At 51.9% G+C, this 21,423-nt stretch carries 20 protein-coding genes and 1 other RNA gene; all 21 read right to left on the bottom strand.

All coding sequences use genetic code 11. The features are described from left to right. Positions 1–8 precede the first annotated feature (8 nt). The 21 genes from rpsI to ribD all read right to left on the bottom strand — a co-directional run bounded on the left by rpsI (position 9) and on the right by ribD (position 21,417). Positions 9–401 carry a 30S ribosomal protein S9 gene (gene rpsI, locus HMPREF2661_RS06165; RefSeq protein ID WP_003681515.1) on the bottom strand — a complete coding sequence of 131 codons (393 nt, stop codon included), beginning with the start codon at positions 399–401 and terminating at the stop codon, positions 9–11. Between the two features lie 12 nt (positions 402–413). Beyond that, the gene (rplM, locus tag HMPREF2661_RS06160; protein WP_003684605.1) at positions 414–845 is read right to left on the bottom strand and encodes a 50S ribosomal protein L13; all 432 of its coding nucleotides are present in this window, start codon (positions 843–845) and stop codon (positions 414–416) included. A 178-nt stretch (positions 846–1,023) separates the two neighbouring features. After that, positions 1,024–1,204, bottom strand: a non-coding RNA gene (gene ssrS, locus HMPREF2661_RS06155) — 6S RNA. A 7-nt stretch (positions 1,205–1,211) separates the two neighbouring features. Next, on the bottom strand, positions 1,212–1,514 hold the full coding sequence (zapA, locus tag HMPREF2661_RS06150) for a cell division protein ZapA (protein ID WP_003681511.1): 303 nt from the start codon (positions 1,512–1,514) through the stop codon (positions 1,212–1,214). An 11-nt stretch (positions 1,515–1,525) separates the two neighbouring features. Then, on the bottom strand, positions 1,526–1,849 hold the full coding sequence (locus HMPREF2661_RS06145; protein ID WP_036494022.1) for a hypothetical protein: 324 nt from the start codon (positions 1,847–1,849) through the stop codon (positions 1,526–1,528). Positions 1,850–1,923: 74 nt separating this feature from the next. Then, positions 1,924–2,913, bottom strand: a complete 990-nt coding sequence (locus tag HMPREF2661_RS06140) for an NAD(P)H-dependent glycerol-3-phosphate dehydrogenase (protein ID WP_070822759.1) — start codon at positions 2,911–2,913, stop codon at positions 1,924–1,926. A gap of 135 nt (positions 2,914–3,048) precedes the next feature. Beyond that, positions 3,049–5,208, bottom strand: a complete 2,160-nt coding sequence (locus tag HMPREF2661_RS06135; RefSeq protein WP_070822757.1) for a polysaccharide biosynthesis tyrosine autokinase — start codon at positions 5,206–5,208, stop codon at positions 3,049–3,051. A gap of 26 nt (positions 5,209–5,234) precedes the next feature. Further along, complete coding sequence (locus HMPREF2661_RS06130; protein ID WP_004520878.1) at positions 5,235–5,684, bottom strand: low molecular weight protein-tyrosine-phosphatase; 450 nt, start codon at positions 5,682–5,684, stop codon at positions 5,235–5,237. A 169-nt stretch (positions 5,685–5,853) separates the two neighbouring features. Beyond that, positions 5,854–6,981: a polysaccharide export protein gene (locus HMPREF2661_RS06125; protein WP_070822755.1), complete on the bottom strand. Its 1,128-nt coding sequence runs from the start codon at positions 6,979–6,981 to the stop codon at positions 5,854–5,856. A 43-nt stretch (positions 6,982–7,024) separates the two neighbouring features. Beyond that, positions 7,025–8,926, bottom strand: coding sequence for a polysaccharide biosynthesis protein (locus tag HMPREF2661_RS06120; RefSeq protein ID WP_003749000.1), 1,902 nt, complete (start codon positions 8,924–8,926; stop codon positions 7,025–7,027). Positions 8,927–9,037: 111 nt separating this feature from the next. Beyond that, positions 9,038–10,213, bottom strand: a complete 1,176-nt coding sequence (locus HMPREF2661_RS06115) for a DegT/DnrJ/EryC1/StrS family aminotransferase (protein ID WP_070822753.1) — start codon at positions 10,211–10,213, stop codon at positions 9,038–9,040. Then, a complete protein-coding gene (locus tag HMPREF2661_RS06110) occupies positions 10,206–10,985 on the bottom strand; it encodes a methionyl-tRNA formyltransferase (protein ID WP_070822751.1) in 780 nt (259 codons plus the stop codon). Before HMPREF2661_RS06110 ends, HMPREF2661_RS06115 begins: the two co-directional genes overlap by 8 nt. Before the next feature lie 13 nt (positions 10,986–10,998). Then, positions 10,999–11,691 carry an HAD family hydrolase gene (locus HMPREF2661_RS06105; protein ID WP_070822749.1) on the bottom strand — a complete coding sequence of 231 codons (693 nt, stop codon included), beginning with the start codon at positions 11,689–11,691 and terminating at the stop codon, positions 10,999–11,001. Continuing rightward, positions 11,684–12,658 (bottom strand): ATP-grasp domain-containing protein, encoded by a 975-nt coding sequence (locus HMPREF2661_RS06100; RefSeq protein WP_070822747.1) that lies wholly within the window; start codon positions 12,656–12,658, stop codon positions 11,684–11,686. The genes HMPREF2661_RS06105 and HMPREF2661_RS06100 overlap by 8 nt, the downstream gene beginning before the upstream one ends. Then, positions 12,645–13,262 (bottom strand): sugar transferase, encoded by a 618-nt coding sequence (locus HMPREF2661_RS06095; protein WP_036492790.1) that lies wholly within the window; start codon positions 13,260–13,262, stop codon positions 12,645–12,647. The genes HMPREF2661_RS06100 and HMPREF2661_RS06095 overlap by 14 nt, the downstream gene beginning before the upstream one ends. Next, a complete protein-coding gene (locus HMPREF2661_RS06090) occupies positions 13,255–14,427 on the bottom strand; it encodes a glycosyltransferase (protein ID WP_070822745.1) in 1,173 nt (390 codons plus the stop codon). The genes HMPREF2661_RS06095 and HMPREF2661_RS06090 overlap by 8 nt, the downstream gene beginning before the upstream one ends. A gap of 13 nt (positions 14,428–14,440) precedes the next feature. Next, a complete protein-coding gene (locus HMPREF2661_RS06085; RefSeq protein WP_070822743.1) occupies positions 14,441–15,511 on the bottom strand; it encodes a glycosyltransferase family 4 protein in 1,071 nt (356 codons plus the stop codon). Then, the gene (locus HMPREF2661_RS06080) at positions 15,508–16,818 is read right to left on the bottom strand and encodes an O-antigen ligase family protein (RefSeq protein ID WP_049322610.1); all 1,311 of its coding nucleotides are present in this window, start codon (positions 16,816–16,818) and stop codon (positions 15,508–15,510) included. The genes HMPREF2661_RS06085 and HMPREF2661_RS06080 overlap by 4 nt, the downstream gene beginning before the upstream one ends. Before the next feature lie 42 nt (positions 16,819–16,860). Then, positions 16,861–18,288, bottom strand: coding sequence for an oligosaccharide flippase family protein (locus HMPREF2661_RS06075; protein WP_049322609.1), 1,428 nt, complete (start codon positions 18,286–18,288; stop codon positions 16,861–16,863). 167 nt (positions 18,289–18,455) lie between these two features. Then, on the bottom strand, positions 18,456–19,763 hold the full coding sequence (locus tag HMPREF2661_RS06070; protein ID WP_036492804.1) for a nucleotide sugar dehydrogenase: 1,308 nt from the start codon (positions 19,761–19,763) through the stop codon (positions 18,456–18,458). 538 nt (positions 19,764–20,301) lie between these two features. Further along, positions 20,302–21,417 (bottom strand): bifunctional diaminohydroxyphosphoribosylaminopyrimidine deaminase/5-amino-6-(5-phosphoribosylamino)uracil reductase RibD, encoded by a 1,116-nt coding sequence (gene ribD / locus HMPREF2661_RS06065; RefSeq protein WP_049322608.1) that lies wholly within the window; start codon positions 21,415–21,417, stop codon positions 20,302–20,304. Between the last annotated feature and the right edge of the window lie 6 nt (positions 21,418–21,423).

Here is a 21,423-nt window from a genome sequence, read left to right as displayed (position 1 = left end):
AAAACGTATTAACGTTTGGAGAATTGTTTTGCACGACGTGCTTTGCGCAAACCTGGTTTTTTACGTTCAACTTCACGAGCATCGCGAGTAACGAAGCCTGCTTGAGACAGAGCTGGTTTCAGGGCTGCGTCGAAGTCGATCAGGGCGCGGGTGATGCCGTGACGGATAGCGCCGGATTGACCGGTTTCGCCGCCGCCGGTTACGTTAACTTTGATGTCGAAAGATTCGGCATTTTCAGTCAGAACCAGAGGTTGACGTACAACCATGCGGCTGGTTTCACGTGCGAAGAATTCGTCAACGGGACGGCCGTTTACGATGATTTGGCCGGTACCTTTAGTCAAGAATACACGAGCCACTGAACTTTTGCGGCGGCCTGTGCCGTAGTAGTATTTACCGTTCATGTCGTGTCCTTATTATTTCAGTTCCAAAACTTTAGGTTGTTGTGCAGCGTGGCCGTGTTCGGCACCGGCGTACACTTTCAGTTTTTTGATCATGGCGTAGCCCAGAGGACCTTTAGGCAACATGCCTTTTACGGCTTGTTCCAAAGCGCGGCCAGGGAATTGCTCTTGCATTTCGCGGAAAGTGCGCTCGTAGATGCCGCCTGGGAAACCAGAGTGACGGAAGTATTTTTTGTCTTCGAATTTAGCACCGGTCACGCGCAGTTTGTCTGCATTGATGACGATGATGTAGTCGCCGGTATCAACGTGAGGGGTGTATTCGGGTTTGTGTTTGCCGCGCAGACGGTGTGCGACTTCGGCTGCGACACGACCCAGAACTTTGTCTTCTGCGTCAATGACGAACCATTCGCGCTTCACCTCATGGGGTTTTGCAGAGAAGGTTTTCATGGTTGGAATCCAGATATATATAGAAAGTTATGGATTTTAAAGAGGAGATTGGTTTTTGTCAATCTTAATTGAGCGTGTTTGATGCATGAATATGCGGTTTTTTCAGACGGCCGGAAATCTTTACGAAAGTCTTTACTTAGAAAGGGGAAAGCCACACCTTTCGGTATGGCTTTTTTAGGGAATCCCCACGAGTGCCGTTTAGGCTGAATCCGCTTGAACCTTGCTGACAAGGCGGTCACCTCGGGTAGTTTCGGGTGCGTCCGGCAAACGGACGCTCGCGCCCACTACAACTCCCGGCAACCTAAAGCGAACGTATTGGTTCAAAGGAATATATGCCTTCGCGAACACCGCAGGGAAAAGGGGAAATTAGTTTTGCTCCAAGCGCGCCAGTGCTTTTTGGCACGCGTTGTTCATGTCGGTTATTTTACGCTCAAATTCACCGATTGCCAAATCGTCGTTGAGGGTGGTTTTCAAGAGGTCGTGTACGACGTTGAGGGCTGCCATGACGACGATTTTGTCCGTGCCGACGATGCGGCCGCTTTCTTTAATCGCATCGCTTTTCTTGTTGAGCATTTCAACGGCTTGCAGAAGGGTGGCTTTTTCTTCACTCGGTGTGTTGATGGTGAAGTTGACATTCATGATGTCGAGATTGACTTGTTCGATACTCACGGGGCGTCCTTTTATTGTTGTGTTTCTTGGGGCAATCGGGCAATGAGGCTGCGGATTTGGTCTGCACTTTGGGCCAGCGCGTTGCGGTAGTTTTCTTTTTCGGCAGTCAGGTTGTCAATTTTGCTTTGCAGGTCTTCTTTGAGTTTGCCGACTTGAACCAGCAAGGCTTCGCTGAGTTCGTCAATGGCCGCGTCGTGTTGGCGTTTTTGTTGCTCTTGCTCGAGTTTGAGTCTGTCGATTTCTTCGTTGAGACGGCGGTTTTCTGAAACCAGCGTTTCAAATTTTTGGACAAGTTGGTAAACGTTGATTTCCAGATTGTTCAGTGATTGGTTCATGTGTTTCCCTTCAGACGGCCTGATGGTCGTCATATTGTGCGTCAGGCCGTCTGAATGGCAGACGGCGCGACCATTTATTCGAAGCGCGCGCTTCGTTCCATCAGTCGTTCAACGACTTGCTGCGGGGTCATTTCTTTGCGGATGAGTTGCAGCAGGGTTTGAGTGATGGGCATATCGATTTGGTATTTGGCGGCGGTGTTGAAGACTTCTTCAATGGTGCTGACGCCTTCGGAAACGTGGCCGATTTCGACAAGCACTTGATGCAACTCTTTGCCTTCTGCGAGGCCGAGGCCGACGCGGCGGTTGCGCGAGAGTGCGCCGGTACAGGTCAGGATAAGGTCGCCGATGCCTGCCAAGCCCATCATGGTTTTGGGTTGCGCGCCCATGGCGATGGCAAGGCGTGTGATTTCGGCAAGGCCGCGTGTTACTAAGGCTGCACGTGCATTGAGACCGTATTCGAGGCCGTCTGAAAGGCCGGTGGCAATCGCCATGACGTTTTTAACGGCACCGCCCACAGCAACGCCGATGACGTCGGTGCTGCCGTATAGGCGCATTACGTTGGTGTTCAGTTGGGCGGTGGTTTCTTCCACCCAGTCTTTGTTTTCGGAAGCAAGAACGACGGCGCAAGGCAGTTGGGCTGCAAGTTCTTGGGCAAAGCTCGGGCCTGAGAGAACGCCGATTTTTTTATTGTTAGGCAGGACTTCTTTCAGTACTTGGAAAGTCAGGAGGCCAGTATCTTGTTCAAAACCTTTGCAGGCGGCGAGAACGGGAATATCGGCGGCGTTATGCTGTTTGAGCAGCTCGGCGCTGCTTCTGAGGCCGGCTACGGAGGTAACGATCAGGGCAAGTTGGCTGTCTTTCAGCGCTTCGCCCAAATCGGCGTGAACGGTCAGGGACTCAGGGAAAGGGAAGCCGGGCAGGCCGCGTTTGTTTTCGCGATCTGCTTGCAGGGTGCGGATTTGGTCGGGATTGCGTGTCCAAAGGGCAACTTCATTGTTGTGGTGCGCAAAGTGCAACGCGAGAGCTGTACCCCACGAACCTGCGCCGATGACGGTAATATTCATGTTTCTCTTCCATATGGGAACGGGGCTTACTTTAAAACAAACGGCTTTGGGGTGCAAGGGCGGCGTTTGTGAAAAATATTTTGTGCCGTTTAAAAAGCCTTAGGCCGTCTGAAAGTTCAGACGGCCTGCTTCGGTTTATGATTTATTGTTGCCGGAATGGTAGGCATCGTAGGCGTAGTAGTCGTAGCTGTTGTTGGCTTCGCGCTTCATGCCATTGAGGACGACACCTTTGATATTGATGTGGTTTTGTTTGAGGCGTTCGACGCTGGCTTCAAGCTCTCGTGCACGGGTGTGCGCATAACGGCTGATCATCAGGACGGTGCCGGCATGTTGGCCGATGATGACGGCGTCGGTCACGGCCAATACGGGCGGCGTGTCCAAGATGACGTAATCGTAGCGTTGGCGCGCGTGGGCGAGCAACTCGTTGAAGCGGTTGTCCATCAAAAGCTCGGACGGATTGCTGGGATAGCTGCCGCTGCTGATGAGGTGGAGGTTTTCAATGCCGGTCTCTTGTACGGCTTTGGCCGGAGCCGCCTTGCCGCTTAGGATGTCGGACAGGCCGAACTCAGGGGTAAGGCCGAAGAGTCGGTCAAGATAGCCTTTGCGCATATCGGTATCGATAAGCAGAACGCGTTTGCCCGACTGCGCCATTACGGCGGCAAGGTTGGCGGAGATAAAGGACTTGCCTGCTTCAGGCGCGGCGCCGGTAATCATGAGGACGTTGTTGGGCGCGTCCAGCATGGAGAAGTAGATATTGGTGCGCAGGGCGCGGATGGCTTCGACGGCCGTATCGGTACGGTCTTCGCTGGCCAGCAGATAGTTGGAACGGCCGCCGGTTTTCTTGAATTTGCTTTTGAAGAAGTCGCGTTTTTGCTGGGTTTTGGAGTGCGGAACAAGAGCGACGACTTCTAAATTGAGGTTTTCGATTTCTCCGGATGAAGTAATGCCGTTTTTCATGCGGTTGCGAATTATCAGCCACAAAGCGGTCAATGAGCCTGCGGCAAGTGCACTCAGGAGCGTGATGACGGCTTTGCGCGGTGCAACGGGGTTTTCAGGGACATAGGCATAATCGACGATGCGGACATTACCTTGCGCACTGGCTTTCATGATGTTGAGTTCTTGTTGTTTGCTCAACAGTTGGACGTAGGTAGCCTGGTTGGTTTCTACGTCTCGGGTCAGGCGGATAACTTCTTGTTGGGTGTTCGGCAACTCGGCGATTTGTTGGTTGATTTTGTTTTTAGCGCGCTCGAGGACGGCAAGTTTGTCCAATACGGCTTTATAGGAAGGGTGTTCCGGCGTGTACAGCTCGGCCAAACCTGCTTCTTCGGTTTTGAGCAGGGTAATTTGGGTTTCGATGCCGGTCAGGCTTTCCAATGCGCCTTTAGACTCGAGCGGAATGTCGAGGGAGCCTGATTGTTGGCGGTAGGCATTGAGTTTGTTTTCAGCGTCTTGCAAGGTTTCTTTTAAGCGTGGTAATTCTTCGCTGATGAAAGCCAAACCGCTGGATGCAACTTGGACGTCGCGTTCGCGGTTTTGCGCAACGTAGTTGTCGGCAATGCTGTTGAGGATGACGCTGGTACGTTTAGGGTCGGTGCCGGTAAAGGCAAGGTTGATGATGGGGCTGGTTTTACCTTTGCTGATAACAGCCAGTTTGTTTTGGATGTTTTCGATGGCGCTGATGCGGGAGAACTTGGTCAACGCAAATTCTTGACCCGGATTGGCCAGTATTTGATCGATTTTGAGGGTGGTGTGATTGTTGATTTTCAGAGGTACGCCGACCTTACCTTCGACAACGCGTTTGTCAGGCAGGGTAAGGGTATAGGCTTTGTTGCTCTTAGCGGTCAGCGTGAAGGTTTTGTTGAACCATTCGTCTTGTACGGTAAAGCTGCCGACGGTCAGTTTGGGATCGGGGTCGCCGCTGATGTTGTGCATCAGGCTGCCGATAACGGGTGTGTATTTGGCTTTGACTTCTTGGTCAAGCTGAAGGTCGTCAACGGTTTTACCCAGCACCAAGCGTGATTGAACCAACTCGACTTCTGCTTCAGACGGCGTGGTTTGGTTGTTGAAGATGCTGTTGATTTCGGTCAGGATTTGGTTTTGTCGCGTTTCAATTTCCAGCATGGCATCGGCACGGTATTGCGGAGTGGATGCCAGGCTGAAGGCTGCGCCAAGAATGCCGCCTGCAAGCAGGGCGGCGAGGATTTTGTATTTGTGCATCCAAATGACGCGGAGCTGTTGGCCGAAGTCGATTTCGTCGTTGTCTGCGCTATAAGGTGTGTAGGTCGTTTTTTTCATTGCTTGCTTTCTTGTTCATGCCGGTTTTATACCGGTTGAGTTTTTCCGTTTAGTTTGGTTTTCCAAGTGTCTGCGGCAGCATTGAGCTGTTCGAAAACGGCTTCAAACATTTCGCTGCTTTGTTTGTATGGGTCAGGTACGGTTTTCTTCGGCAACCATTGGGCAAACAGCATGGTTTTGCTGCGTGCCGGCGGATGGATGTCGGCCACCATGTCGATTTGACAGGGCTCCATGACGAGAATCAAATCGGCCTGTTCGCACATTTGGGCGGTCAGTTGGCGTGCCGTATGGCCTGCAACGATAACGCCGTGTTTGAGTGCGGTTTTGATGGCTTGGAAATCGGCATCCTTACCTGCCAGTGCTTTTATGCCGGCGCTGCTGATGCGGTGGCCGGGTAGTTTTTTCTGCATAATCCGCTCTGCGGTGGGGGAGCGGCAGATGTTGCCTAGGCAGACGATGAGTATGTTGTGGTACATGATATTGTTTCGGTTTATGGTCTGAAAAAAGCGTGAGTCAGACTATAAGGTACTGCTTTTCCGTTTGTGCGGTGTGTACGGCTTTTATATGCCGTTTATGTAATTTGGTCGGATTGTGCGTGATTTTGTATCCTGCTGTCAAACGGGGTCTGACAGCAGGAGCTACTGCTTATTTAAACGTATTGTCGAGGGTGTTGACGTTGCTGATGGAGTTGGTAATTTGTGACATCACGCGGTTCCAACGGGTAACCGGGGCGGAGGTAACGTAAACGGTGTCTTCGGAACGCAGTTTGAATTCGCTGCCCAGCGCGTAAGAGGTCGCATCTTTCAGGTTGAGCTGGTAGATGTGGATAGGTTTGGCCGCATCTTCAGGTACGCGGCGGATTACGAATACGCCGGTTGCATCCGCATAGGCTTGGTTCATGCCGCCCACTTCGCCGAGCGCTTGGGTCAGGTTGAGGCCGTGGTTGCCGATCGGCAGGGTCGCTTGTTTGCCGACTTCGCCCATGATGTAGATTTTGTTGTTGCTGCTGTTAGGAACGTAAACGATGTCGCCATGGCTGAGGAGGTGGTTTTGCGACATATCGCCGTATTGCAGCATATTTTGCAGGGAAATGGTGCGGTCGACGCCGTTGTGCGTCCATTTGATGTGCTGGGTGTCGGCGCTTTGGGTAACGCCGCCGGCTTGGTTGATGGCATCCAAAATGGTCATCGGGATATTGGTAATCGGCAATTGGCCGGCTTGGTTGATGGCGCCGGAAACGGAAACGCGTTGCGAGCGGAACTCGGTAACGTTGATGGCGACTTGAGGGTTTTTGATGTAGCGTCTTAAAAGGTTGGTCAGGATGTTTTGCAATTCGTCCAAAGTTTTGCCTTTGGCTTGGATTTTGCCTGCCAACGGGTAAGTGATGTAACCGCCCTCATCCACCCAGGCGCCGCGGCTGACTTGGTTGGTTTGCGGGTTGCTTTGCTGGATGGGGGAGTTGAGGTCGGAGTGCGCCCAAACCATGATGTTGAGGACGTCGCCGCTGCCGATGCGGTAGCGGTAAGCGCTTTTGCTTTGCTCCAAGCCTTGGTTGGCTTGGGAAAGTACGGGCGGCGTACGCATTTTTTCAATCAGGTTGGGCGTGATGGGGTAAATGGCAACGCGGCTGTCAAGGTTGGTATCGGCTGCGGTGTCGTTGTCGGTGTAAACAATGGTTTTGGTTCGGGTTTTGATGGTCGAACCGGGAATGACTGTCGTGCTGTTACAGGCAGCCAGTGCAAATAGAGTAAGCAGGGAGAGCGTTTTTTTCATGTAGTAGTCCTTGCAGTATGGTGTCCGGGCCGTCTGAAAATGTTCAGACGGCCTTGTTGTTTTGTTGCCAAACCAAGTCGCAGATGCCGTCTTTAGGTACGAAGCCTGTCGGTGCGCGCAACAGAAGTTGGCGCAGGCTGTTTTGGTCGCTTTGGAGACAAGCGGTTTGGAGTTCCGACAGTATGTCAGATAATTGCGTCCATGGAAGCATTACTTCACTGGCGGTCATAATCCGGGGATGAGTGGTTTTTTGCACCTCGTCGCCGATGAGCAGTTCTTCATAAAGTTTCTCGCCCGGGCGCAGGCCGGTAATCTTGATTTCGATGTCGCCGTGCGGGTGTTGCTCGTCTTTGACTTTGAGGCCGCTGAGGACAATCATTTGACGGGCAAGGTCGATGATTTTGACGGATTCGCCCATGTCGAGGACGAAGACGTCGCCGCCTTTACCCATTGCGCCGGCTTGGATAACCAGTTGCGCCGCTTCGGGAATGGTCATGAAGTAGCGGGTAATGTCTTGGTGGGTCAGGGTAATCGGGCCGCCTTCGGCGATTTGTTTTTCAAATACCGGGACAACGGAGCCGGACGAACCCAATACATTGCCGAAACGCACCATGCAGAAGCGTGTTTTTTGTTCCGGCTCGGCGGCAAGCGCTTGCAGGCAGAGTTCGGCCATGCGTTTGCTGGCACCCATGGTATTGGTCGGACGGACGGCTTTGTCGGTGGAAATCAAAACAAAGGTGGAAACGCCCGCATCTACGGCAGCCTGCGCGCAGCAGAGGGTGCCGAACACGTTGTTTTGAATGCCTTCGATGGTGTTGAATTCGACCATAGGGACGTGTTTGTAGGCTGCGGCATGATAGACGGTATCGACTTGGTAGGCCTTCATGACACTGCTGAGGCGTTCTTTGTTTTGAACCGAACCCAAAAGCGGTACGACTTCGACTTGGCTGCCTTGCGCGGCTTGGGTTTCGCGCAATTCTTTGTCTATGCTGTACAGGGCGAATTCGGACAATTCAAACAACAACAGTTTGGTCGGACGGCAGTTGAGAATTTGGCGGCAAAGCTCGGAGCCGATAGAGCCGCCTGCGCCGGTCACCATCACGACTTTGTCGCTGATGTCGGCGCTCATCAATTCAGGGCGCGGTGCCACAGGGGCGCGGCCGAGCAAATCAACCACGGAGATTTTTTTCAATGAGCTGACGCTGATTTTCCCGTCCACCAAATCTTTCATGCCCGGAATGGTCAGGACTTCGCATTTGTATGCTTCTAGGCGGCGGATGATGTCTTTGCGTTCTTCAGGCGTAGAACTTGGAATCGCCAGTAGAATTTTGCGGACGCCGTAGCGGCTGATCAGCATCGGGATTTCGTTGGGGTTGTAGACGGCAAGGTCATAGATGACGGTGCGTTGGATTTTCGGGTTGTCATCGACAAAGGCGATGGCCGAGTATTCGTTAACCTGTTTGATGGCTTCCAACAATTGGCGGCCGGATTGGCCTGCACCGTAGATAATGACGGGGGTCATCTGCTTGCGGTGGTGGTCGGTCAGAATCGCGCGCAGGATCATGCGCGAACTGGTTACGCCGACCACCAAGACCAAGAAATAGACGATGGGCAGGGCAAGGTGCAGTTTTTGTTCAAAAACCAGGGTGGTCAGGCAGAACAAGACCGCTGAAATAATGCTGCCGAATGCGGCGGCGGTCAGGACGCGGACGCTGACGAAGCGCGTAACGGCACGGTAGAGGCCGATACGGATGAAAAGGATGATGGTCAGCAACGCGGTGCTGCCGAAAGCCAGCCAGTTGGCGATACTCAACCATTCGTCGGAGTATTGCACTTTAAGGCTTTGGGCAAACCAAAACGCCACGAAGATCATCAAGATATCGTGAATGACGAAGAAGGTTTTTTTTAGATTGCGCGGCAGAGCCAGCAGGGTTTCCAAGTTCATTTTATTTTTTACGTGTGTCTGAGTGTTGTAATGTGGCTTGGTACAGATTGTTTGAAGCAGGCTGTTTTGCTTTTTTCAGACGGCCTGAAGTTGCAGGCCGTCTGAAAATGATTATGCCGTGGCTTCAGTCAATACGGCTTCTATGTTTTCTTTGCAGAACGCAATTTCTTCATCGGTCAGGGTCGGATGCACCAAGAACATCAGGCTGGTGTCGCCCAGTTGGACAGCGTTTTTCAGTCGCTCTTTCGGACGCCAAGGCGTGTTGTCAAAGGCTTTTTCCAAATACACTTCGGAGCAGCTGCCTTGATAGCAGGGGACTTTGCGTGCGTTCAGTTCGCTGACGATGCGGTCGCGCGTCCAGCCGTCTTTCAGGCGTTCGGGTTTGACGAAGGCGTAGAACTTGTATTGCGCGTGTTCGATGTAGTCGGCCACTTCAACCAAACGGATGCTAGCGAATTTGCCCAAGCTTTCAGCCAGTTTGGCGGCGTTTTCTTGGCGGCGCGCCGTCCATTCGGGCATGCGTTTGAGCTGGATGCAGCCGATGACCGCCTGCATTTCCAACATGCGCCAGTTGGTACCGAAGCTTTCGTGCAGCCAGCGGAAACCGGGTGCGTGTTCGCGGTGGTACACGGCATCGTAGCTTTTGCCGTGGTCTTTGTACGACCACATTTTGCTCCACAGCTCTTTGTCGTTGGTCGTTACCATGCCGCCTTCGCCGCCGGTGGTCATGATTTTGTCTTGGCAGAACGACCATGCACCGACATGGCCGATAGAGCCGACGGATTTGCCTTTGTATTTCGCGCCGTGCGCTTGGGCGCAGTCTTCGATAACCCACAAGTTATGTTCTTTGGCCAACGCCATGATGTCGTCCATTTCGGCAGGCATGCCGGCAAGGTGAACCACGATGATGGCTTTAGTGTTTGGCGTCAGCGCGGCTTTGATGGTTTCGGCGCTGATGTTTTGGCTGTTCAAATCGACATCGGCGAAAACCGGATTGGCGCCGGCGGTCACGATACAGGACGCTGAAGCCAAGAAGGTGCGCGAAGTGACAATCACATCATCGCCTTGGCCGATGCCCATTGCTTTGAGGGCTACGTCCAAAGCCAACGTACCGTTAGAAAGGGCGACGGCGTATTGCGTGCCGACAAAGGCAGCAAATTCTTTTTCAAATTCGCGACATTCCGTACCTGTCCAGTAGTTGACTTTGTTGGACAGCAGGACTTTGGAAACGGCATCGGCTTCTTCTTGAGTAAAGCTTGGCCATGGGGAGAGTGATGTATTAAGCATTTGTTTTTCCTGCGAAAAGACTGGTTGAGCCTTTGGGGGCGATTTCTTCCAGCAGTTGGCGGTTGATCAGGGTGTATTTCTGACCGTTGATTTCGACGTATGCGCCGTCGTAAGGCGGGAACCAGAAGGCGCGGATTTTCTTCTCGATATTGTCGCCGTCGAGGATTTGCTTCATGGCTTCCATTTCGTCGCGGCTGACGTAGCGGCCGCCGATGTTGGGTGTGGTCGGCAATTTGGTTTTCGACTCGATGGCGCGGGCGATGATGCGTTGTGCGAACGGCTCCAGCGCCTGCATGGTTTTGCGTTCGAGCGATTGGGCGGTTTCTGTTTCGGCGGCGATGGGGAAGCGGTCCACTTCGATGATTTCGCCGGTGTCGATGGAGGCATCGACGTAGTGGGCGGTGTTGCCCCATTCGTTCAGCTCATCCATGATAGCCAGGTTGTAGCCGCCTGTGCCTTTGTATTCGGGCAACAGCGCAGGGTGGAAGTTGATTGTGCCTAAAGTCGGAATGCTCAGGAATTCATCACGCAGCTTGCGCCAGTAAAGGACGGACAAGCCCAAATCGTATTTCAGACGGCCTTCACGCATTGCTTCCAAAGCCGTATCGAAGGTGTACAGGGGCAGGCCCAATTCCTGCGCGGCAGCCGTGGTCGGCGAGCCTTGCAGATGACTGTCGGTCAAGACACCGACGATTTCGATATGGTCTTGTTTGGTCAAAAAACGAAGCAGGTTGGCGGAAACCTGTTTACGACCCATAAATAAGATTTTCATGGAGAAATGTCCCTTATGCATTTGCTTTTTCGGTGGCGGAAGTTGTCAGTGTAGTCAATTCTTCCAGGGTGTTTATCCAAAGGGTGGGCTGGTATTCACGGCCGTATTGCTCGGGCTCGGCTTGATGAATATTGTGCGGCTTAGGCATGATGCCTATGGAGAGCCAACCCAGTTTGTTGGGTGCGACAAAATCTTTTTTGATGTTGTCGCCGATGTAAATAAAACGTTTTGCGGCCGGATATTTGTTTTGCAGGAAAACGAAACGCTTGTCGTCGGGCTTTTCCGATTGCATGGCTTCCGAAATCAAAATGTCGTCAAACAAATCGGTCAGGCCCAAGGCCTGTATTTTCAACCGCTGTGTCAGGCTGCGGCCGTCTGTAATCAGGGCGCGTGCGGCAAAAGGGCGCATCAGCTTCCGTAAAAAAGACGGTTCGACATAGGGTCGGATGGCAGGCTGATGCAGTCGATATTGCCACAAGAGTGATTGTTTCTCTGATTCGTTTAATTTGCAATGATGACACAAATTGTCGAGCCAGTCTTTACTTTTATTGTCGGCAATTTCATATAGTACGCCGGCATCGTATTGCGGGTAAAGCGACGTAATCATCTCTACAACTGCCCGTATTCCGGAGCATTTGTAGTCATGTTCGGAGTAAAGCGTATCGTCAAGGTCAAAAACGATGACGGATTCTTCCGGCTTAATCATATTCTCTTACTAAAACCTTAGCATCATAACGAAGCATGATTAAATTGTTTTCCCAGTCGTCGGAGAAGGGGACGTCTTGGCCGCCGATATATTCTTGAATCAGCCAGCCCGGATAGTTGCCGCCTGCGGCGTAGGTCAGTGGGAAACCGCCGCCGAAACGCGGATTGATTTCCACGCCGTAGGTCGTATTGTCAGTTTTGCTGACGAAGAACTGCGCGGTAATGCAGCCGCGTGCGCCTTCCAATACGGCCATTTTTGCAACCAGCTCTTCATACAGGGCATTGCGCCGGGTTGCGCCTTTGCTGACTTCGCCGGTACGCACTTCCAAACGTTCGCGAGGAATGGCGCATTTCAGACGGCCTTGACGGTCGTAATACATATCGACGGTAAACTCGGAAAAAGCATTTTCAATATCGATGTATTGGGCGAACATCATTTTCGGATCTTCGGCAATGTCGGCAGTCAGATCGGCCGGTGTGTTGATTTTTTTCGCACCGATGGCGCGGCTGCCGTCGTAAGGCTTGGCAAAACACGGGAAGACCAGGCTGTCCCGTTCGTAAATTTCAGGCGAACGGATGCCGTATTGTGCAAACAGGCCTGCGGTCAGGCGCTTGTCGCGGCACAGGGTAATCAGTTTGGCGTCGGAAATGACGATGTGTATTCCTTCGGCTTCAAAACGGTCGCGTGCTTCGGCCAGCTTGAGCAGTTCGGTATCGATGGTCGGCACAATCAGGCCGATGTTGTTTTGTTTGGCCAGTTCGAAAATGCTGTCGATGTATTCGGCTGCGTCGATGCGCGGTACGCTGAAAGCGCGGTCGGCGACATGACAAGCTGAAGACATGTGGGGATTGAGGTCAGTGGCAAATACGCCGATGCCGTCTGAAAAACGTGCGGCTTCGGTTTGGAAGTCCTGCACCAATTCGACGCGGCGGCCTGCCGACAGAATCAGTATGTTATTTTTTTTCATCAGTTTTATTACCCGTGAAATAAGGCATAGTGGCTTCTCCTTCGGCTGAGATGCCTTCTTTGACGAAGACTTTTTTAACCGTCAGGAACAAAATTTTAATATCCAGCCAGAAGCTGAAGTGGTCGATGTACCAAACATCGTGGGCGAACTTTTCGTCCCATGAAATAGCGTTGCGGCCATTGACTTGCGCCCAACCGGTTACGCCCGGTTTCATTTCGTGGCGGCGGTTTTGGAAGTCGTTGTACAACGGCAGGTAGTGCATCAGCAGCGGACGAGGGCCAACCAAACTCATCTCGCCTTTTAAGACATTCCATAATTCAGGAAGTTCGTCCAAGCTGGTGGCCCGTAATTTTTTGCCGAAATCGGTCAGGCGTTCGCTGTCCGGTAGCGGGTTGCCGTCTTTATCGATTGCATCGCGCATGGAGCGGAATTTAATCATTTTGAACGGCTTGCCATCCTTGCCCGGCCGCTCTTGGATGAAGAACACGGGCGAGCCTAGGTTTTTGCGGATGAGGTACACCAAAATCAAAAACACGGGCGACAGGATAATCAGCCCTGAGGCTGAGGCAACAATGTCAAACAGGCGTTTGAAAAATTTATTCATGAGCTAATCTTTCAATCAGGTTGACGATTTTTTGATAGGCAACGTCGCGCTTGAAGCGGCGGACGATTTCTTCGGACTGAACAGGATCGTCTTTGCGCTTCAAAATATCTTTGGCGGCTTGAACGAAGCTGTCCACATCGCCAGAACGGTAGTTCGCATGCGGCAGCAGGGTAAGGACTTCGGCAACTTCATCGTTGACCTGGCTGTTCAGAATCGGTTTTTGCAAAGCCATATAGTCGGACAGTTTGTTGGTAATCGACTGCATGGCGTAAGAGTGGATGGCGTTAACGGAGATGTCGCAGCCCTTGGCGACCGACATCATTTCGGCGTAAGGAATGTAGCCGTAAAACTTGATGCCGTCGCAGGCATATTGTTTGAGCCTGTCTAAATCGGGGCCACCGCCCATGATGTGCAACTCGACGTTTTCGCCGGCGTCCAACAGCTTGCGAACGCCTTTGCACACGGTTTCCACGTCATAGCTGTAACTGAGCGTGCCCAAGTAGAAAAAGCGGGTTTTGTCGTCGCCGAAATTTTTGGCAGGCGCGGCATCGAGTTTGGGAAAGTCCGCGCCGATATAGACGACTTCGCCGGGTACATTCGGATTGGCTTCTTTGGCGCGGTCGAGATAAGTCTGCGATACGGCGACCAGCGCGTCGGCGTAGCGGTAGGCTTGGTTGGCGCGTGAAGCAAAGGGCAGCAGGTTGTGCGGTACTTTTTTCAAAAACGGTACGACTGAGGAGAAGGACTCCGGCCATACGTCCTGCACATCGACAATCAGCTTGTAGCCCAAACGCGCTTTGTGTTTGCCCAAGAGCAGGTTGGTGGCAATCAGCGGATAGGCGGAAAAGACGACGTCTTGTTCTCCCGGACGGCAGTTTTCCAACCATTTTTCAAAATGTTTGACGAAGCGGTGATGGCTGGTCACGCGCCCTAAAGACACGTTTTTGCTGTATCCGCTTTCTTCCAACAACATCACTTTCAGACGGCCTTGTGAGGCGGCCTTTGCATCTTCGGGCCGTCTGAAAGATTTGTCGTAGTGTTTGAAATTGCTGGTAATCAGCAACACGTCATGCGACTGCGACAACAGCTCGGCAAGATACCAGAAGCGGTTGAAATGCGGCTCGGACGGCAGCGAGCAATAAGGGGCGACGATGGTAATGTTCATGTTTCAGACGGCCTTACATTTTGTACGCAGCCATGGTGGTGCGGTAGATTTCGTCGTCGGAGCATAAAGTTTCGACATGTTTGTGCAGGGCTTTGCCCATTTGACCGCGCAACTCTGGATGTTTGATGAGTGTATCGACGGCTTCGATAAACGCTTCGTCATCGCCGAAAGGAATGCAGTAGCCGGTTTGGCCGGTGATGACCATTTCGGAAATGCCCGCCATGTTGTAGGTCACGACAGGTGTGTCGTAAAGGCCGGCTTCCAAAATATTGTTGCCGACGCCTGCACCGTGGTCGCCCACGCAATGCGGCGTGTTCACCAAAATATCGACTTCTTTGAAGTAGCCGGTCAAGTCGCGGACGCCGCCGAGGAAGGTAACCTTGTCTTCGATGCCCAAACGTTTGGCTTGGGCTTTGAGGTTGTCCATTTCTTCGCCGATGCCTGCAACGTTAAGGCGTACAGGCATACCGCGGTCAACCATTTTCTTGAGAATGTCCAACATCAGATGCACGGCGCGGACGGTGTCCAAACGGGAAAGCGTGCCCAGTTGGACATAGTCTTTGACTGTTTTTTCAGGAACGTAATCCGCTTTGTGCAGGGCGTTGTAAGTGTAGGTGATGCGGTTGGCAGGGAAACCGTAACGGATGAGTTTTTCGCGTTCGTGTTTGCAGTTGCCGATGATGTACACGCCCAGCTTGTTGAAAAGCTTGGCAATTTTCGGATAAGTTTCCGGATCAAGGCCGCGCGCATGGTAGAACACTTTGGTTTTCGGCGAGGCAAACTTGGCCGCAATGGCGCAGGCCGGAACGATACGCGCCATTTGGCAGTGAATCACATCAGGTTTCTCTTTTTTCAGCAGTTTCATGTAGGCAAACATGCCTTTGATGTAACCCAAAAGCCCGCCTTGATAAAAATCAATCGGCTGCCAACGGATGCCCAATGCTTGCGCTTCCTGAATCAAAGGGCCGTCTGAAGAGGCCAATACGATATCGTGTCCGCGTTGTTTGAGCAGGCGGCCGAGGCGAAAAGTGGCGTTTTCAGTGCCACCGAGGCCGGACATGGAGGTAGTCAGGATGATTTTCATGATGGTTTCTTCGTATCGTATAGTGTTTCGTTGTATGCGTAAGCGGCCATATCTTTCAGCTTGGGCGCGACAAATACGCTGTAAATAAAAATCAGCAGGCAGGGCAGCCAGATAAACGGCATACGCAAAATAGTGGACGGAATAAAACCGGCCAGCAGGAAAATGCCTAAGGCAACCCAAGCCAAAACGCGTGATTTGCCGGTTACTGCTCGGTTTGAGGCGGTATAGAGGAAATAACACGCCACAAAGGCAATAAAGCCGAGCAGGGAAATCATGCCGAAACCCAGATACAGCTCGATGATGAAGCTGTGCGGGTTTTCAAAGCCCAAGCTGCCGCTCAAATGGCCGCCGAAATATTCGCGGAAGTTTTTAGGGCCGTAGCCGGTCAGCAGCAGGGGCGGGTTGTTCCAGAAGTAGTTGTAAATCTCCTGACGGTAGGACACGGAGTTGTCGCTGCCCAAGTCGTACAGGAAGAGGTACACGCGGCTGGAAAAGCGTTCCAAAAACTGGTTGCCGTTGAGTGAGAGCAAAAATTCCGCAATTGCGCGAGACGGAATCATCGACAACACCAACGCCAGCAAACCTGCTACGCCGACCGTAATAAAACCGTTTTTGCGATAGGCCGTATAAACCAGCAAAATTAACAGGTAACAGCCGATGGCGGTACGCGATACGCTGGCGAAAATGGCCATGCCCAACAGCAGGAACAAGCCCCAGCCCAGCAGTTTTTCTTTGTGTTTCCGTCCTTGGAGTTGGAAGAAAAACAAAATGGCAGGCGCAAGGCAGACTGCGGTGGCGGCAAGGTTGTTCGGGTTAAAGAACAAGCCCTTGAGCGAGCCTTCGTCAATAGCCAACTCATCGCTGGCACTCACAAACTGAATACCGGTGGCCAGCTCTGCAAACGGCGGCACGGCGATAAACAGCGTAAATACGACGAGGAACTTCTGAATTGTCCTCAAAGGGTCGTCGGCGCGCTTCAATACTTGGTAAAACAAGTAGAAGAAAGCCGGAACCGCCATAAAAAACAAAATATCCATGTACTGCGTCGGCGTCAGCGATGTAATGCCCATGTGGATGGCAGGCCAGATGCACATGGCAGTCAGGGCGCAGAGCATAGCGAAAATCTTGCGCGGAATATGCTTGCTTTCCAGAAAAAATACGACAAAACCAAGCAGTACAAATATCAGGGTCAAGGGGTTGTCGATACGCGGCACGCCGACCTTGAAGGACAGCGCGGGCCCCAGCATATAGGCTGCGAGCATGATGTATAGGATGTAAGTGTATAAGTTCAGACGTTTTATTTTCATAGTCGTGCTGTTGTTATCGTAGAGACGTGAATCTCAGGTTGGCTATTTTGCCGAACGGTTTAATTTGGCTTTGATTTTTTCGGTCGCGGCAAATAATGCGTGTTTGTATTTTAGGAACAGGAAACCCAGTCCGACTGCCCATGCCAGCGCAAACCAAATATAGTTGTCGCGCGTACCCAGCCAAGTGTAGGCAAGGCAGATTATCAGGCAGAGCGTTGAGTTGGTATAAATCTTCAGGCGCGGCAAAGGTTGCCACAGGCGTGAAGAGAATTCGGTTTTCAAGATGAAAAACAGCCAAAAAGCCGTTGCGCTGGCCATAGCCGCACCTTTTGCACCGAATTTCGGCACCAGCAGATAGAGCAGGGCGGTATTGGCGATAAAGGCAACGATGTTGATGGCGGTAATCAGCCAAGTCGAGCGGACGACGTTCAAACCGATGCCGCTGACTTCGGTCAGCGTGTAAAACAGGGGGAAGAGCATACACGAGAGCAGGATAAATTGAACCTGCGTGTATTTTTCCGGCAGTATCCAGGTCGCCATCGGCGAGAAAATCCCGATAAGGCAAATCATTGCGCTGATGAGGACGGTCATGGAAAGCGTGATGTCGCCGATTTTGTCCAGATTGGTTTTTTCTTCCACCCATTTGAACACCAAAGGCGCCCAAATGGTGGAGAACACGCTTTGGAAAATCAAGGCGACGGCGCCAAAGCTGACTGCCATCGAATAAATACCCAACTCGTCCAAGCCCGAGATATTCTTGAGGACAAAGCGGTCAATCGACGTCAAACCCCAATAGGCCAAGTTGCCGAATGCCAGCGGCAGGCCGTAGCGCAGGCCGTCCCGATGCAGCTCAGGCGACCATTTCGCATGGGAAACGGCTTGCAGGTCTCGGCGCAGTTGATAGATCAACAGCGCAACGGTCAGCACTTGGGCGGCGGTATAGGCAAAAACCAGCGAAGTGGTATTGGCGGGCAAGCCGGAAGCAATCACGGCAAAAACCAACACCAAAATCAAAAATTTCGGCGCAAGCTGGCTGAGTGAAAAAGCCAGTGCCTGCTCTTTCATCCGCAAAATCAAGGCTAAAAAACGGATAATCAGCGTGGTGGCCAAGAAAATCAGGAAGAGAATTCCCAAATTCGCACTGGGGATGTCGAAAATGATTTCAGACGGCCATGATGCGTTTATCAGCAACACTAAAACCACAACCGCCACCGTCAGAATTAATGGCGATAAAAAAACGGATTTGAACAGCGCGGCCTTGTCTTTAACGGCGTAATAGTCGCGAATATAGGATTGGTCCAAACCCAGGCCCAGCAACAGGATGCTCAATCCGGCAATGGTCTGCAAGAGTACAATACGGCCGATGTCTTCCGCAGGGAAGTACCATGAGATGAGCGGCAGGGAAAGCAGGCCGAAAGCGGCGCTTCCTATCGGGCCCAATGCGTAGCCGAGGATTTTTTTCGCGTTCATATTATTTGTTTTCAGACGGCCGGAAGTTCGAGCTGAGCGTTTTTCGTAAGAGATGCGTTGTCACCGTTGCCGGTTTCCCAAGGCCGTCTGAAAAACAAATGGCCTTGGGAACCCGGCCGCCGTCCCGGTGGGGAAACCGGAGGCAGCCGGATGCGTCTGAAGCAAGATTATGCTTTGATGACTTTAGGATTTTTCACTGGGAATTTGCCGCGCGTATCGACAATCAGCTTGGCATGTTCGGTTATCATGTCATAGTCGAATTTGTCGTGATCGGTGGTCAGAACCACGCAGTCGTATTGGGCGACAGTTTCAGGGGTCAGCGCTTCACTCTTCAGGTCGAAGTAGTGGTGGCCTGGGATGTGTGGGAACTCTGGAACGTGCGGGTCGGAGTAGGAAACCACTGCGCCCAGTTTGTGCAGGCGGTCCATCACTTCCACAGACGGGCTTTCACGCATATCGTCCACGTTTTTCTTATAGGCGATACCCAAAACCAAGATTTTGCTGTCTTTGATGGAACGGTTGTGGTCGTTCAAAGCCAGGCCGACTTTTTCGATAACATAGTCGGGCATGTGGGAGTTCACTTCGCCTGCCAGCTCGATGAAGCGGGTGTTTACGCCGTATTCGCGGGCTTTCCAAGTCAGGTAGAACGGGTCGATAGGGATACAGTGGCCGCCCAAGCCGGGGCCCGGGTAATAAGCAACGAAGCCGAACGGTTTGGTTGCGGCGGCATTGATGACTTCGTGAATGTCGATGCCCATTTTATCGGCAACGATTTTCATCTCGTTCACCAAGCCGATGTTTACGGCGCGGTGGATGTTTTCCAAAAGTTTGGTCAGCTCGGCCGCTTTGGTGGAGCTTACCGGAACAACTTTATCGATGGCGGGTTGGTACAGTGCCAGGCCGACTTCCAAACAAGCAGGGGTATGGCCGCCAATGACTTTGGGGATGGTACGGGTTTCGAAGTTAGGGTTACCCGGGTCTTCGCGCTCAGGAGAGTAAACCAAGAACACGTCTTGACCGACTTTCAAGCCGCCTTCTTCCATGCGCGGCAGCAATTCTTCTTCGGTAGTGCCGGGGTAGGTGGTGGATTCCAAGGACAGCACTTGACCGGCGCGCAGGTAAGGTTTGACCGCGTCGGTAGTGTCGATCACAAAGCTCATGTCCGGTTCGCGGTATTTGTTCAGCGGAGTCGGTACGCACAAAATCACGGCTTCTACTTCGCCGATGCGGGAGAAGTCGGTGGTGGCTTCAAACAGGCTGTTTGAAGCGGCGGCAATTTTGTCGGAAGGAATATGCTCGATGTAGCTTTCGCCTTTGTTGAGCTTGTCGACTTTGGTTTTGTCGATGTCGAAACCCAAAACTTGGTAACCGATGTCCACATAGCGCAGCATCAGTGGTAAACCGACGTAGCCTAAACCGACGATGCCGATTTTTGCGGTCTTATCGGCAAATTTTTGTATCGTAATGTTTTTCATGATGTCTTTCGTGTAATGAATGAGTAAATCGGGAGTGTTTGCCCGATGCCTGAGTTGTTTGCTGCTGCCGTATCGTGTGAAGCCTCAAAACCGTACTTATAATCCCAGCAGACGAAATCATAAGCATTTATCAGATTCGTCTCAATCAAAAAAGTTTAACGGTCGTTCAGACGGCCTCTGAGGTATGGAAACGGTATTTTTGAATATTTAATTTTAAAAGGTTTTATGCAACCACATGTTTTAATTTTGGATATTTTTCTGTCAAATGCTTGGTTTATGAAATCAAGCTGTCGGTTATGTCGTTTAAAACCCTTCTAGAATAAAAACTTTTAATAAATTTTCTCGGCTTAACTTATTTTAAAAGTTTATTATTTCGTGAAGAAAAAAAGAATTTTGTTGACAATCAGGTTAATTATAATGAGCCTAAGTCAAAGTTTTAAATTGAAATACGCTATAGTCATTATAATAGATTGATGAATAAATCACATTTATTGCTGTATAAACAATAGAATAACTCTATTGAAAATAATTAAATTATTTATGACAAGCAATCAGACGGATTTTTCCGTAGAACCCATTTGATGTCCTGCCCGATGATTTCTACCGATTGACTGTGCCAAGGGCCGTCTGAAAGTAGGGCGGCCGGATTTTCAGGGAGGGAGAAAAGAGGTTTGCCTGCGCCTAACAGTTTCGGCGCTTGGTAGAGGACGATTTCATCCACCAAGTCATCCTTCAGGAAGGCTGAGGCAAGTGTTGAGCCGGCTTCTACCAGAACTTCGCCAAAGCCAAGCTCTGCCAGTTGCGGCATGAGGGAAGGAAGATTGATGCGGCCGTTGATGTGTTCAGACGGCCTGATGATGCGGATATGTTCAAATTTACCCAGCGCCTGCAAACGTTGTTCGTCTGAGGAAAGGGTAACGATAACGGTCGGGCTGTCGGTATCGGTCACGAGGTGGCAGTCCAAAGGGATTTGCAGCCGGCTGTCTAAGACGATGCGCGCAGGTTGGCGCAAGGTGGGGAAGCTGCGGACGTTGAGTTTCGGGTTGTCGGCAAGTACGGTACCGATACCGGTCAAAACGGCGCAACTTTCGGCGCGGAGAATTTGTACGTCTTCGCGCGCCGCTTCGCCGGTAATCCAAAAGCTGCGGCCGTCTAAAAGGGCGGTTTTGCCGTCCAAACTGGCGGCGCATTTGAGGCGGATAAACGGTCTGCCGCGTTCGATACGCGACAGAAAGCCACGGTTGAGCTCGCGCGCCTGCGCTTCCAGCAAACCGCTTTCGGTACGGATTCCGGCGGCTTCCAGCATGGACAAACCTTTGCCTGCGACCAACGGGTTAGGGTCGGTCATGGCGGCGACCACGCGTGCTACGCCGGAATGAATCAGCGCTTCGGCGCATGGCGGTGTACGGCCGTAATGGCTGCAAGGCTCCAGCGTGACATAGGCTGTTGCGCCTTTTGCCGCCGCTCCGGCTTGCCTCAATGCGTGAACTTCGGCGTGCGGCTCGCCTGCTTTGACGTGGAAACCTTGTCCGACGATTTGGGCGCCGTGTGCAATCACGCAACCGACGCGGGGATTGGGGGAAGTAGAAAACCGCCCAAGCTTGGCCAGCTCGAGGGCGGTTTGCATCATTTGGGTATCAAGTGCGGAAAACATGGTTTC

It is taken from the genome of Neisseria sp. HMSC061B04 (genome assembly GCF_001836705.1).
Classification (GTDB): Bacteria; Pseudomonadota; Gammaproteobacteria; order Burkholderiales; family Neisseriaceae; genus Neisseria.
The sequence above is the reverse complement of the archived record's forward strand: the minus strand, read 5'-3'. Positions and strand labels throughout refer to the sequence as shown.